Below are 13,332 nucleotides of genomic sequence, written 5' to 3' on the forward strand. Positions count from 1 at the left end.
ATGATCGCCCACGCGGGTCCGGCAGGTTCGCGCTTTCGTCAATGCTGGAGGCATCGATGAATCGTCCGGTCCGAACGCGCACGGATCCCGTCGAGATGCGCGCGCGAATCCTGGATGTGGCGGAGGCGCACTTTCGCCGTTTCGGTTCCCAAAAGACGTCGGTCGCCGACATTGCTTCCGAACTCCGCATGAGCCCGGCAAACGTCTACCGCTTTTTCCCCTCCAAGGGTGCGATCACCGCGTCAATCTGCGCGCTGGCCGTCAACGAACTCGCCGAGATCGCCTCCACGATCGCGCAGTCGAGCGCGCCGGCCCCGGAGAAACTCGTCCGTCTTCTCACTGCGGTTCATCACCACGGCAAGACGACCCTGGTCAAGGAAAAGCGCATGCACGACCTCATTGTCGCCGCCATGCGGGAGAACTGGGCGATCATCAAGGCGCACATAGAGCGGATGTTAACGATCTTCGAGGCGATCATCCGCGAGGGCATCGAAGCGGGCCAATTCAAGGTGGAAGATCCTGCGGAGGCGGCGCGTGTCGTAAATACCGCGTTCACGGCGTTCCTCCACCCGATTCTGATCGAGCACCGCGTCCAACACGGCGAAGACACCGAAGCGGGCCTGCGTGAGCAGATTCGCTTTAGCCTGAAAGCTCTCGGCAAGCCGGACTAAGCAACATATGACACGAGCTGCTTGGATCGACTTTAGGACCGAGCTACGCAAGGGGCTGTGCAGGCGCTCCTAAGCCAGCGCTGGAAGATGTTCCAGCTCTCATTCGATACCGCAGCGCGTCGACCGCCACCGGCTTGGATAGTAGAGATGATATCCCGGCTCCAGTCGCCGAGCACGAGCCTGAGCCGGCCCTCGGCCACGTGCTGGCTGACACGGTCTTCCCGCACATAGGCGATGTCGTAGCCGGCGAGCGCGGCATCGACCACGGGATGGTTGTGTTGAAGGTCAGATGGCCGTCCACCCGCACCCGAAGCTCGGGCCCTGCTGCCCTGCCTCGCTGCGACCGGAAAAGCGAATCTGTGCTCTCAAACCAGCATCGACTGCTGGGCGAAGATGCCCGCCATCGCGCCTTGCCATGATGCCGTGGTGACCGAGGGAATGAGGGGGTTGGTGAGGTCCCCCGCGGCGTAGATGCCGGGCATGCTGGTTTCACGGCGCTCGTCGACCTTGAGGACGATGCCGAGGGGTGTATCGAGCGTGGCGAGGCCCAGTGATTCATGCAGGCTTGCGGCCGGCTTGTTGCGCGGATGCGCGAACAGGATGTCGACAGCGACATCGGGGCCGATATCGAGCTTGAGGGTGGGATTATGGCCCCCATGACGGGCGATTTCAGTGATCCGGCCGTCGACGATAGGTGTGTTGCGACGCTCCAGATCGGCCCGGATATCGGGCGGAATGTCGTGACCATCGGCGAAGACCGTCAACCTGTCGGTCCAATCGTGGAACAGCCTGACCTGATTGTGCGACTGCGGGCCGGACCAGACGAGGCCCCAATGCTGGCCGGCGACTTCAAAGCCGTCGCAATAGGGACAGGGCACGATGGACGTGCCCCAGCCTTCGGCAAAGCCCGGCACATCAGGCATCTGGTCGATGATGCCATAGCTCAGGATCAGCCGGCGCGCCCCAAGGCTTTCGCCATCGCCAGTGAGGACGGAGAAATCATCGATGGCGCCGGAGACGCTGTCGGCCCGGGCACTGACCAGCCTGATCGCGGGATAACGCGCCAACTGCCGCCGCGCCTCGGCCAGGATGTCCAGCGGCGGCTTGTGATCGTGGCCGAGCAGGCCATGCGAGTGGCCGGCGAAGCGATTGCGCGGCAGGCCGGTATCGAGAACGGTGACCTTGCGGCGGGCACGGCCGAGCTGCAGGGCGGCTGCGAGACCGGCAAAGCTGCCGCCGATGATGATGACGTCATCCATGGTGATGGGCTCCGTGTTGTGGATGGAGGGGGTTGGGCTGGGCCTGGCGCGCTAATTTTCCTCTTGCGGTGAAGAGGTTTCCCAGGGCCGGTTCTCGACCGGGCCGCGGGACTCGGCTGGAGAAACCATCGTCATCGGAGCTGTCCTTTTTGGGCAGCACCGGCAGACAACCCGATCACGCTCTTGGCGGCCTCGTGCAAAAACTGCTTCGACAGCTGCTCGTCGTTGACGGCGCGCGAGAGGACCATCGCGCCGACCATTGTCGAAAGAATCGCCATGGCCTTGCCGCCGGGCTCCTTGCCCTCGGCTTCGTCAACCCAAAGGCCGAGCATATCGAGATATTCCCTGATCCCGGCTTCGAATGACGCCTTTACGTCGGCGCCCTGTCTGGCTGCGTCCGAACCGAGTGCTGCGACCGGGCAGCCGTCCATCCGCTCTTCGCGATGTTGCGTGCTGAGGTAGAGCGCGATTACCGCGCCAAGGGGATCGTCGGGATTTGCCGCGGCCGCGGCTGACAAGCGGTTGAAGGCGCTCGCCATCGCCCGCCTGGACGCCCGCGCGGCCAGGTCGTCCTTCGATGCGAACTGCTTGTAAAAGGCGCCCTGGGTCAGGCCGGCGCCCTTCATCAGGTCCTTGAGGCCGATGCCGTCAAACCCGTGCTTCCGAAAAAGCCGGCTTGCCACATTGATCACGGTTTGGCGGTTTTCCTCGGCCTGCACCCGGCTGACGCGCATGATCGACCTCCGTATTTAGATTGCGTACGAAATCTATATCTCATGTAGGGACTGACCGCAATCCATTCAAGCGGCATCCGGGAGAGGCGGCTCGCCTCGTCGGGGGCGTAGGTTTGCTGCAGGCCAAATGCGCCCCCGTTTTAGATTGCATATGAAATCTAAACGGTATAGAGTTCAATCGAAATCTATCCAGAGGAGAATGCAGATGATCCGCAGAACCCTTAGCGCATCGCTTCTGGCCGCGCTGTCCATGGCGACGCCGGCCCTCGCCGAGGAAGTCACCATCGGACGCCCCACCGAAGCGGGCAGCCTGCACAAGGGGCGTCTCGACATGGTGGTCTATTACGTCCCAATCGGCGGCGGCCTTCTGGAAGTCACCGCCACCTTCGCGCCGAAGGGCGGAGGCGATCCGCAGCGCGTAGTCATGGGTCTCGCCGACCGGGATTCCGTGACCTTCGCCATGCCGGGCTACCGCGAACAGCTCTACGCGTTCTCGAGATCCGGCGGGGAGGTGACGGTCTCGACCGAGGCCGACATGCATCTGCGCGCCAACACGCTGCCGGATTAACCCGCCACAGATGGCAGCCTGCAGCTGCCGGACAGGGGTGGATCTCAGTGCGTAGGCCAGGACCTAAGAAAAGACGCGTGAACCAGAGGACCTGTTCGAAGGCTCTTTCTCGAACTCAATTCCCCGGCCGCAGCGCCGGCGAACCACCGCCGTCGCCGGCAACTACGCCGGCGTTGGGCGTCACCGGCGTGCGAAGCTGAAGGCGAAATGGCTGCCGCGATGATAGACGGCGGCATAGACGACCGGGGTCCCGGTCGCATCGAAGCAGGTTTCCGTAATGAGCAGCGCCGGCCCAAAATCGCGCAGGTCGTTGCGCTGCACGATTTCGTCCGGCAGCGTCACGGCTGAAACCGAGGCGGCCGACATACGCGGCTGGTGGCGATGTTTTTCCAATAGCGCGAGCAGCGAACCACTCCATTCGATGTCGAAAAGGCGGCCGGGCAAAAGGCTGCGCGGCACGTAATCCAGCGAGTAGATGAGGGGCACGTCGTTGTGCAGGCGCAGCCGTTCCAGCCTAATGACGCGCTCTCCGTCCGCCAGCCGCAATTGCTGCTGGATCACCGGCTCGGGCGTTTCCTCGGCGATGGACAGAACCTTGTTGATGGTGTCATAGCCATAATGGCGTGACATGTCGGTCACGCTTTCGAACATCGTGATCGGCCGGTCGACCTGCACGGCAGAGCTGGCTGTGACGAAGCGGCCGAGCCCATGGGTGACGGAAATGACGCCGTCCTGTTCGAGAAGCTTCAGCGCTTCCCGCAGGGCAGGGCGCGAGATGCGGAAGCGCTGCGTCAATTGCGACTCGGTCGGCAGCCGGTCGCCGGGCTTGAGCCCCTCGCTCCTGATCAGGTCGGCAAGGCGGTCGCGGAGTTGGACCGCCAATGTGCGCGCATCCCGAAGCGGCTCGTCCAAGTCCCTCATCCCCATTGTGCCAACTCTCCTTTTGTTGTCGGACAATCGGGGCTAGGTCAAGCGGCGGTATGTCGAGGCGCCCCACATGCGGCATACGACAATTTATGGGAGCCGGTTCGCGAAATTTCCCTTGAAATGCGCCCGCCGGGATGTCAGTTGTCTTACAACTAAAAGCGATCGAGGAAACGATGCTCAATTTCGACGAAGCCCGGTTTGTGCGCATTCAATCGGGGGCGGTGGCTTTGCGGGAGCGCATTGAAACCGCCGTTGCGCAATGCCTTTCCTCCGGTGCACAAAACATCTTCTTCCTTGGCACCGGCGGCGCGGCGATCCTGATGCATCCGGCCGCGCAATTGCTGCAGCGCCGATCCGGCTTTCCCGCCTTCGTCGATATCACTGCCGAGCTGCAGCTTGCCCAGTCCGTGCACCTCACCGAGAAGTCGATCGTCGTGCTGCCTTCGCTCTCCGGCACCACCAAGGAAAGCGTGGCGCTGCTGGCCCGGATCAAGGAGATCGGAGCGACGGTGATCACGCTGGTCGGGCATGAGGAGACGCCGCTCGGCAGGGGCGGGGACCACGTCTTCGTCAACTTCGCTGAGGATGACACCTCCTGCGAGTCCTTCTACCTCCAGTCGCTGTTCATCGCGCTTTCGGTGCTGAAGCACCGCGGCGAGCTCGCCGAATCCGAACGCATTTTCGCCGAGCTGGCGCAGTTGCCGCAATTGCTGCTGGAGGTGAAGCGGAGCTATGAAAAGCAAGCCGCCGACTTCGCTCAAAAACTGGCCGCCTCCGACTATCACATCATAACCGGCGCCGGGAACGTCTGGCCGCAGGCCTGGTATTACGGCATGTGCATCCTGGAAGAGATGCAATGGATCCGGACCCGTCCCGTGCATGCCTCAGATTTTTTCCACGGCACGCTGGAGCTGGTGGAAAAAGATGTGAGCGTGGTTCTTTTCAAGGGCGAAGACAGCGCCCGGCCGCTGGCCGAGCGGGTCGAGAACTTCGCAGGTAACTACACGGACAAGACGACGGTGCTCGACACGGCCGCCTTCGAACTGCCCGGCATTTCTGCGGATGTGCGCGCGCTGGTTTCGCCGATCGTGCTGGCCACCGCCCTCGAACGCGTCAGCGCTCATCTCGAGGTGATCCGCAACCACCCGCTGACGACGCGCCGCTACTATAAGCGCGTAGCCTATTGAGCGCCTGCCTTCAGCGGCAGCGCTTCATGGCGTAGCAGTGGATATGACCCAATTTCGATTTGCCGCCGTCGGCGACAATTGCACTGACCGCCTCGGCTTGCCGATCGGACGCTCGCTGGTCGGCGGCAACGCGCTCAACGTCGCCGTCCAGCTCGCCCGGCTTGGCCACAGGAGCTTCTATTTCGGCGCCGTCGGCCGCGACGCCGAGGGTGAGCGCACCCGCGCCGAGCTCGAAGCCAATCGGGTCGTGGTCGACCACCTGCGCGTCGGCGAACGCACCACCGCCTGGACCGACATCAAAGTGTTGCCGTCCGGTGAGCGGCTGATTGCCGCCGAGGATTTCGGCGCCTGCGCCGGATACGCGCCGCACGAGGCCGAGCTTGCGATCCTGGCAGCGATGGATCACGTCCATATCGGCTGGCTGGATGACGGCGGCGACTTGCGCAGGCGCCTGTCGCGGGCAGGCGTCAGCGTCTCGCAGGACATTTCGGTCAACGCCGATCCGGCCAATCTGGGCGTCGAGGGGTTGAGCGTAGCCTTCTGCTCGACCGGCGAACCCCGTGATGCCGCGGCGGCAATGGCGGCGCATCTTCTGTCGCGCGGCGCGGGCTGCGCCGTCGTCATGCGCGGTGCCGAGGGATCTTTGGCGCTGACGGGCGGCGAACGCGCCGAGACCGGCATCCGTCCGGTCGAGGTCGTCGACACGACCGGCGCCGGCGACAGTTTCATTGCCGGCTTTCTCCACGCCTGGCTGGCCAAAAAGCCGCTGTTGCAATGCCTCGAAAGCGGCCGCGACCGCGCCGCGCTGACCTGCTGCCATCTCGGCGGCTTCCCCCAGGAGGGGATGCCGCACTGAAGTTCAGCGCTTCAGCGAGCGCCCGAACCGTTCCTCGATGCGGGACTGCAGGAATTCGAGCCCGATCGACAGCAGCCAGTAGATCATCGAGGCGGTGATCAGCATCTCGATGTGCCGGAACTCGGTCTGGCCCTGCGTGCGCGCCAGATACATGATCTCCCATACGCCGACCACCGAAACCAGCGAGGAATCCTTCAGCATCGCGATGAATTGGTTACCGGTCGGGGGCACGATGACGCGCATCGCCTGCGGCAGGATCACCAGGAACATCGTCTGGTTGGGGCTGAGGCCAAGCGCGGTGGCGCCCTCCGTCTGGCCGCGCGGAATGCTTTCGATGCCGGCCCGGAAAATCTCGGTCATGTAGGCGCCGTAGCAGAGCGACAGCGCCATGATGCCGGCGGGTACGGCCCCGATCACGTAACCGACCTGCGGCAGGCCGAGATAGATGAGATAGATCTGCATCAGCAATGGCAGCCCGCGAAACAGCGAGGTGTAGAACGTTGCCAGGCCATAGACGACGCCGTTCTTGGAGAGCTTGGCTATAGCGCCGATGAAGGCGATGACGGTGGCGATGGCGATCGAAATGGCGGAGATGTAGAGCGTCGTCACCACGCCCTGCGAGATGAGGAAGCCGATCTTCCTGGCAATGAAAGACAACGACAGGTCGAAGGAATAGAAGAACAGCATCAGCAGCGTGAACAGCTCGATCCATACGGCCACGATCTGCTGCTTGCGCCCGAGCTGCTGCAGGGCTTTCCAGTTGGCCGCCGCGATCAGCGCGATCAGCACCGCCGAAACGCCCCGCGCTGCCGTGGGATTGACGGCGAGCCATCCGAGGGAACTCGGGATCAGCTTGCCGATCCAGTCGGCTTTGATGCCAAGGCCGTAGAGGCCTGCGGCGAGCGCGGCGAGCGCCAGGCACACGCCGATGCGGCGCGCGGCGTCCGGATAATTGAGCAGCAATCTGCCGATCACCTGTCGATCTCCCTGTGGTCAGCGGGGGCGTTCGCGCCACCAGTCTTGCGCCTGTAGCTTCCAATAGGTGAGTTGCGCCGCGGCAAGCCCGACCGGCCCGCCCGCCCAGGTCAGCCCGAAGCGTTCGAACAGCCGGTACCGGTCCGACTGGCCGAGAATCGCCTCGGCCACCACCTTGCCGGCCATGGCGGTGGTGTTGATGCCGTGGCCGCCAAACGCGGTGAGATACCAGACGCCCGGCTGCAGCTGCCCGATCTGGGGCATCAGGTGCCGGGCGTAGGCCATCAGCCCCGACCAGGCGAGTTCGGTCTTGAGCGCAGCGAGCTGAGGGTAGGTTCCGACCATCTCCCGGCGCAATTCCCTGGCCAGCGCCGCCGGCGAAGCGGCCCGCGTGCTGATGCGCCCACCCCAGAGCAGCCGCCTCCCGTCTTCCACGACGCGGTAATAGTCGCCGGCGCGGCGGTTGTCGCCTATGCCATCGGTCGTCGCGATGGCGCTGGCGATGAGCTCCGGGGCCTCTTCGCTCAGCATCACATAGGTCGCAATCGGCAACATGGCCCGCCTCAACTGGCCGAGCAGCCGTCCTGTGTACCCGCCGGTGGCGAACACCGCCTGCCGCGCGCGTACTTCGCCGTTTGCGGCGCGTATGGTTTTTTGCGGGCCGTCGAGTCTCGCCTCGAGGGCACTCGACGCCTCGTGGATCCTGCCGCCCAGCCGCTCGATCTCGTGGGCGACAGCGCGCAGGTAGTTGAGCGGATGCATGTGGAAGGCGTTGGCGTCGCGCAGGCCCTGAAAGTAGCGATCGGAATGCAGCACCGCGCGCACCTGGTCACGCTCGAGATATTCGAGCGGATAGTCGAAATCCCGCGCCAGCCGTTCGGCGTGGGCCTTCAGTTCGGCGCCGCCCTCATGGCGCAGCACGCCGATAATTCCGGGGCGAGGCTTTGCCGCCTCGATGCCGAGATCCTTGATCGTCTGCCGCACGAATTCGACGCCTTCGATCGACAATCGGTGCAGCTTCTGTGCCGCCGCGGCGCCGGCCATCGAGGCGATATTGTCGCTGCCGGTGGCGAAGCCGGGGCTGACGAAGCCACCGTTGCGGCCCGAGGCGCCGAAGCCGACGCGCTCGGCTTCGAGCAGGACGATCTCGCGTCCGGCGCGGGCGAGCTGCAGCGCCGTCGTCAGACCGGCCAGTCCGCCACCGACAATGATTGTGTCGCATTCTGCCAGACCCGCCAATGGTGGTCTGACCTTCGCGTCGGCAAGCGTGCGGCGATAATAAGTATCGGGATAGGTCATGATGAATCGCATGAGAGCGGGCGGCCTTGAGGGCCGCCCGCGACGAGCGTCAGTCGGCGCTGTAGTTCTTGCCGTACCACTTGGTGGTCAGCGTGGCGAGCGTGCCGTCTTTTTTCATCTGGTCGATGATGCCGCCGATCTTGGTGGTCCACTCGGCGTCGCCCTTGTCCGCGATCACCACCAGCGGCTCGCGGAAGGCGTAGTCGCCCTCGAGGATGCGCAGCGGATACCCGTTCTTGATGGCGTTCTGGGCGGTCTGCTCGGGCGCGATGACTGCGTCGAGCCTCACGCCGTCCCCAAGTCTCAAATCGTCGAATGGCAGCATGGAATCGGCGAAGGTCCGGATCTCGCCCGGTTGCAGCTTGTATTCGACTGGCGGAAGGCCGGGAGCGTCGATCTCCAACTGACGCCGGATGAAATCTTCCGAAGTGGTGGCGGTTTCGACCCCGATTACCTTGCCGTTCAGGTCGTTTACGGACTTCGCCTTGCTGTCCTTGTGGACCACATAGACATAAGGGCTGTAATAATAGATGCCGGCGAAATCGATCACTTTGGCCCGGGCTTTGGTCGGCGTCACCGAGCCGACGCCGAGATCGTAACGGCCCTGCCAGTGGCCGCCGGTCATTGTGGCCCAATCGGGCGTCTCGAAGCTGACCTCCACGCCCAGGCGCTTGGCGATCTCTTTCGAGACGTCGATATCAAAGCCCACCAACTGATTGCTTTCGTCGAGAAAGCTCTGCGGCGGCCAGCCGCTGTTGGTCGCGACCACCATGGCCTTCTTGGATGTGACGCGATCCAGGGTTTCTCCCGCCCGCGCTGCCGACACAAATGCGAGCGCGCCGGCAGCCAGCGCGAAACAAGCGATCAATTTCCTCACGAAACCTCCCTCGTATGTAAGATGTCTGACAACGCAAATTGTCCCGAAGCGGCAGGGCGAGTCAAGCATCTTTTGTCGGGGCATTGCCGAGTTCAGCCTGTAGTGGGCGTCCAGCGCTGGGGGCTCGTGCCGCTCCCCGCCCCAGCCTCAGCTCCGTTGCCGCAGTGCCTCGACGACGACCGCCATCGCCGGCGAAAGCTGCCGTCGGCTCGGGTAGTAGAGGTGGTAGCCCGGGAAGGGCAGGCTCCAGTCGTCGAGCGCGAGCGTCAGCCGCCCCTCCGCGATGTGGCGGCTGACGAGGTTTTCGGGGACATAAGCGATGCCGTAGCCGCTTAGCGCCGCGTCGATCATCGGCAGGGTTGAGTTGAAGGTCAGCTGGCCATCGACCCGGACCCGAAGCTCGCGGCCTCGTTTCTCGAACTCCCAGGCATAGAGCCCGCCAAACGTCGCCTGCCGCAAGCCGATGCAGTCATGCCCGACCAGATCCTGCGGTATCCTCGGGGCGGAGCGGTGCGCGAAATACTCCGGCGAGGCGACGGCCACCAGCCGCCAGTCCGGACCGATCCGCACCGCGATCATGTCCCGGTCGACGCTCTCGCCAAGCCGCACGCCGGCGTCGAAGCGCTCCTCCACGATGTTGCGCATGCCGTTGTCGCTGTAGAGCTCGATGCGCAAGTCGGGATAGTCGCAGAGCACCGGCTCGAGCTTCGGCCAGACCGTCGTCTGCAGCGCATGGTCGGACAACGTGATGCGCACCGTGCCAGCGGGCTTGTCTCGGAAGGCGACCAGGCCCGCGAGATCGGCCTCGATCTCCTCGAAGCGCGGGGCGAGCGACTGATAGAGCCGCTCGCCGGCTTCCGTTGGCGCCACGCTTCGCGTGGTGCGGGTAAGCAGGCGCACGCCGAGGCGGGCTTCCAGCTGCTTGATGGTGTGGCTGAGCGTCGACTGTGATGTGCCGAGCTCCGCCGCGGCCCTGGTGAAGCTGCGCTCCCGGGCGACAGCCAGGAACCACAACAGATCTTTCATGTCGCCGCGCTGCATGCGGAACCTCCTGGCCAATTTATATCACAGATCGATAAGTCCATACGGATTATCTGCTCTATTCGAATTGGTTGCGCTGCAATATCTTCCGGGCAGGTCGCGGCGGCCGTGAGCGATTCCGGCGCCCCGCTTGCAAGGATGCCCCCGCCATCCCGGGTTGATCAGGCTCGGCCGCTTCGACCAGGGCCTGCACACGCGCGGCGAGTTCCCGCTGCGCATCGAACGCATGTGAGAACGCAAAGGAGATCACATGGACATTCTTCGCGCTGGCACGAGGCCGTCCGGCAAGGGTCCTTCGGACTGGTTCACCGGCCCGGTCCGGATCGATCCGCTCTTCAATCTCTTCGATGCCGCGCGGGTGCAGGGTGCGCAGGTCACCTTCGAGCCCGGCGCCCGCACGGCCTGGCACACGCATCCGCTCGGGCAGACGCTGATCGTCGTCTCCGGTCGTGGCCGCGTGCAGCGCGAGGGCGGGCCGGTCGAGGAGATCCGCCCCGGCGACGTCGTCTGGTTCGCGCCCGGCGAGAAGCATTGGCACGGCGCGTCGCCCGAGACCGCCATGACCCACATTGCCCTCCAGGAGGTCAAGGACGGCAAGGTCGTGGACTGGCTGGAACATGTCAGCGACGCCGACTACGGCGCCTGATCACCGATCGAACGAAAGGAAAGCAAAATGCTCGCAACTGTTCTTCATAAGCCCGGCGATATCCGCTGCGAGGAAATCGAGGACCCGAAGATCCTTCGCCCGACGGATGCCATCATAAAACTTTCCGCGAGCTGCATCTGCGGCTCGGATCTGTGGCCGTATCGCGGGCTGCAGCCGGTCGATCGCCCGATGCATATGGGCCACGAATATTGCGGCATCGTCGTCGAGGTCGGCGCAGAGGTACGCAACGTGCGCCCCGGCCAGTTCGTCGTCGGCTCCTTCTGCCTCTCCGACAACACCTGCCCGCATTGCCGCTTCGGCTTCCAGTCCTCCTGCGTCCAGCGCGAGTTCATGTCGGGCGCCCAGGCCCCTTACGCCCGTGTGCCGCTGGCCGACGGCACGCTGGTGGCGACGTCGGAGGTTCCGCCGGCAGACCTAGTGCCTGACCTGTTGGCCGTCTCGGATGTGCTCGGCACCGGCTGGTATGCCGCCGATGCGGCCGAGGTGCGCGAAGGATCGACGGTTGTCGTTGTCGGCGACGGTGCCGTCGGCCTGATGGGCGTCCTCGCGGCGAGCGAGATGGGCGCCGAGCGCATCATCGCTATGAGCCGGCACGAGAGCCGGCAGAAACTCGCGCGCGAGTTCGGCGCGACCGACATCGTGGCCGAGCGCGGCGAGGAAGGCATTGCCCGCATCAAGGAACTCACCGCGGGCGTCGGCGCGGATTCGGTGCTGGAATGCGTCGGCACGGCCGAATCCTTCGACCAGGCGCTGGCCTGCTCGCGGCCAGGCGGCACGATCGGCTATGTCGGCGTGCCGCATGGCGTGAGCTTCGACGGCCAGAAACTGTTCTTCGGCCAGAAGCGCATGCTCGGCGGCCCGGCGCCGGTGCGCCGCTTCCTGCCCGACCTGATGGAGCGCGTGCTCAAGGGCCGGATCAAGCCCGGCAAGGTCTTCGACCTCAAGCTGCCGCTGTCAGAGGTCGCCGAGGGCTACCGCGCCATGGATGAGCGCCGCGCCATCAAGGTCATGCTGTCGGTCTAGGTATTGACGATGGCCGCGACCGACACTGCACCCGTTCGAAGCGGGACGATGGCGAGATTGCTGCCCATCATGGCTGCGGTCTTCGCCGGCTTCCTGCTGATCGGCCTGGCGCTGCCCGTCCTGCCGCTGCACCTGCATGACAGGCTCGGCTTCGGCCCGTTCGCCGTCGGACTGGTGACGGGCAGCCAGTTCGTCGCCTCGCTGCTCTCGCGCATCGGTGCCGGAAACTATGCCGATCTGCGCGGCGGCAAGCGGGCCGTCGTGGTCGGCCTTGTCGCCGCCGCGCTGGCCGGGCTTGTCTATCTCGGCTCGCTGGCCTTTCTCGGTCAGCCGGCCGCGTCCGCGACGGCACTCTTCGTCGGCAGGGCGGTACTGGGCGCGGCCGAGAGCTTTATCATCACCGGCGGCGTGGCCTGGGGCCTGGCGCTTGCCGGCGGACAGAACTCCGGCAAGGTCATCGCCTGGATCGGCATGGCGATGTTCGCCGCGCTGGCGTTCGGCGCACCGATCGGGTCCGCGCTCTATGGAGCCGGCGGCTTCGCCGCGATCGCTCTCGCCACAATGGTCCTGCCCCTTGCAACGCTGCTTGCCACTCTGCCGATGCGCGGCGTCAAGGCCGCCGGCAGCGTCGCGCGGCAGTCCTGGACGCGCGTGGCGCAAGCGGTCTGGCTTCCGGGCGTCGGAGCGGCCCTCAGCAGCCTCGGCTATGGCGCAATCCTGTCCTTCGCAGCGCTGCTCTTTGCCGAGCGCGGCTGGCAGCCGGTCTGGCTTCCGTTCACCGCCTATGCGGCGGCGCTGATCGCGGCAAGGCTGTGCTTCGGCCACCTGCCGGACAGGCTCGGCGGCGCCGGCGTCGCCGCGATCTTCGTGGTCGTCGAGGCGGCGGGCCTTCTATCGATTTGGCTGGCCCCGGGGCCGCTCGTCGCAGCCATAGGAGCGGGCCTGACGGGGCTCGGCTACTCGCTGGTCTATCCCGGCCTCGGGGTAGAGGCAGTCGGCCATCTCCCCGCAAGCAGCCGCGGCCTTGCCATGGGGCTCTACACCGTCTTCCTCGATGTGGCGCTTGGCTTCGGCAGCCCGGCGCTCGGCCTGATCGCCGCGTCCGCCGGGCTGCGGTTCGTCTTCCTCGCCGCCGCCACGGCGGCCCTTCCGGCTTTGGCCATCGCGCTTTTGCTTCGCCGCAGGTCAGCCTCGGCAAGGATGTAACGGCAAGCGCCGCTGCGCCGTTTCTGCAGGCGTCGGATAGGC

The 13,332-nt window shown here is 65.0% G+C and carries 14 protein-coding genes and 1 pseudogene; 7 read left to right on the forward strand and 8 right to left on the reverse strand.

All coding sequences use genetic code 11. From position 1 onward, the window contains the following. Positions 1-56 precede the first annotated feature (56 nt). Entirely contained in the window at positions 57-671 is a 615-nt protein-coding gene (locus CK220_RS21210) for a TetR family transcriptional regulator (protein ID WP_095813500.1), read from the forward strand. A 99-nt stretch (positions 672-770) separates the two neighbouring features. On the opposite strand, the pseudogene CK220_RS32565 reads toward CK220_RS21210, so the two are convergent. From CK220_RS32565 to CK220_RS21225, 3 genes and pseudogenes are all read right to left on the reverse strand, one after another. Continuing rightward, a pseudogene (locus CK220_RS32565) lies at positions 771-993 on the reverse strand (hypothetical protein); the annotation flags it as partial. Between the two features lie 43 nt (positions 994-1,036). Continuing rightward, complete coding sequence (locus CK220_RS21220) at positions 1,037-1,930, reverse strand: NAD(P)/FAD-dependent oxidoreductase (protein WP_095813406.1); 894 nt, start codon at positions 1,928-1,930, stop codon at positions 1,037-1,039. A gap of 131 nt (positions 1,931-2,061) precedes the next feature. Next, positions 2,062-2,664, reverse strand: a complete 603-nt coding sequence (locus CK220_RS21225; protein WP_095813407.1) for a TetR/AcrR family transcriptional regulator — start codon at positions 2,662-2,664, stop codon at positions 2,062-2,064. Positions 2,665-2,869: 205 nt separating this feature from the next. On the opposite strand from CK220_RS21225, the gene CK220_RS21230 reads away from it, so the two are divergent. Next, positions 2,870-3,232 (forward strand): hypothetical protein, encoded by a 363-nt coding sequence (locus tag CK220_RS21230; protein ID WP_095813501.1) that lies wholly within the window; start codon positions 2,870-2,872, stop codon positions 3,230-3,232. 180 nt (positions 3,233-3,412) lie between these two features. On the opposite strand, the gene CK220_RS21235 is transcribed toward CK220_RS21230, so the two are convergent. Continuing rightward, positions 3,413-4,144: a GntR family transcriptional regulator gene (locus CK220_RS21235; RefSeq protein ID WP_095813502.1), complete on the reverse strand. Its 732-nt coding sequence runs from the start codon at positions 4,142-4,144 to the stop codon at positions 3,413-3,415. A gap of 188 nt (positions 4,145-4,332) precedes the next feature. Between CK220_RS21235 and CK220_RS21240 the strand changes: the two genes are divergently transcribed. Both CK220_RS21240 and CK220_RS21245 read left to right on the forward strand, forming a co-directional pair. Then, positions 4,333-5,346, forward strand: coding sequence for an SIS domain-containing protein (locus tag CK220_RS21240; protein ID WP_095813408.1), 1,014 nt, complete (start codon positions 4,333-4,335; stop codon positions 5,344-5,346). Positions 5,347-5,389: 43 nt separating this feature from the next. Beyond that, positions 5,390-6,202, forward strand: coding sequence for a PfkB family carbohydrate kinase (locus CK220_RS21245; RefSeq protein WP_095813409.1), 813 nt, complete (start codon positions 5,390-5,392; stop codon positions 6,200-6,202). Positions 6,203-6,205: 3 nt separating this feature from the next. Here CK220_RS21245 and CK220_RS21250 read toward each other — a convergent pair whose 3' ends face one another. From CK220_RS21250 to CK220_RS21265, 4 genes are all read right to left on the reverse strand, one after another. Further along, a complete protein-coding gene (locus CK220_RS21250) occupies positions 6,206-7,177 on the reverse strand; it encodes an amino acid ABC transporter permease (RefSeq protein ID WP_095813410.1) in 972 nt (323 codons plus the stop codon). 18 nt (positions 7,178-7,195) lie between these two features. Beyond that, positions 7,196-8,476: an FAD-binding oxidoreductase gene (locus CK220_RS21255; RefSeq protein ID WP_095813503.1), complete on the reverse strand. Its 1,281-nt coding sequence runs from the start codon at positions 8,474-8,476 to the stop codon at positions 7,196-7,198. A 49-nt stretch (positions 8,477-8,525) separates the two neighbouring features. Continuing rightward, the gene (locus CK220_RS21260) at positions 8,526-9,353 is read right to left on the reverse strand and encodes a transporter substrate-binding domain-containing protein (RefSeq protein WP_245429325.1); all 828 of its coding nucleotides are present in this window, start codon (positions 9,351-9,353) and stop codon (positions 8,526-8,528) included. Between the two features lie 147 nt (positions 9,354-9,500). Continuing rightward, positions 9,501-10,394 carry a LysR family transcriptional regulator gene (locus CK220_RS21265; RefSeq protein WP_095813412.1) on the reverse strand — a complete coding sequence of 298 codons (894 nt, stop codon included), beginning with the start codon at positions 10,392-10,394 and terminating at the stop codon, positions 9,501-9,503. Between the two features lie 250 nt (positions 10,395-10,644). On the opposite strand from CK220_RS21265, the gene CK220_RS21270 reads away from it, so the two are divergent. From CK220_RS21270 to CK220_RS21280, 3 genes are read left to right on the forward strand one after another with little or no spacing between them, the layout of a single operon-like run. Continuing rightward, entirely contained in the window at positions 10,645-11,040 is a 396-nt protein-coding gene (locus tag CK220_RS21270; protein ID WP_095813413.1) for a cupin domain-containing protein, read from the forward strand. 27 nt (positions 11,041-11,067) lie between these two features. Next, on the forward strand, positions 11,068-12,084 hold the full coding sequence (locus CK220_RS21275) for a zinc-dependent alcohol dehydrogenase family protein (protein WP_095813414.1): 1,017 nt from the start codon (positions 11,068-11,070) through the stop codon (positions 12,082-12,084). A 9-nt stretch (positions 12,085-12,093) separates the two neighbouring features. Next, positions 12,094-13,290, forward strand: coding sequence for an arabinose transporter (locus tag CK220_RS21280; RefSeq protein ID WP_095813415.1), 1,197 nt, complete (start codon positions 12,094-12,096; stop codon positions 13,288-13,290). The last annotated feature ends 42 nt before the right edge of the window (positions 13,291-13,332 follow it).

The organism is Mesorhizobium sp. WSM3860 (genome assembly GCF_002294995.1).
GTDB lineage: Bacteria > Pseudomonadota > Alphaproteobacteria > Rhizobiales > Rhizobiaceae > Mesorhizobium.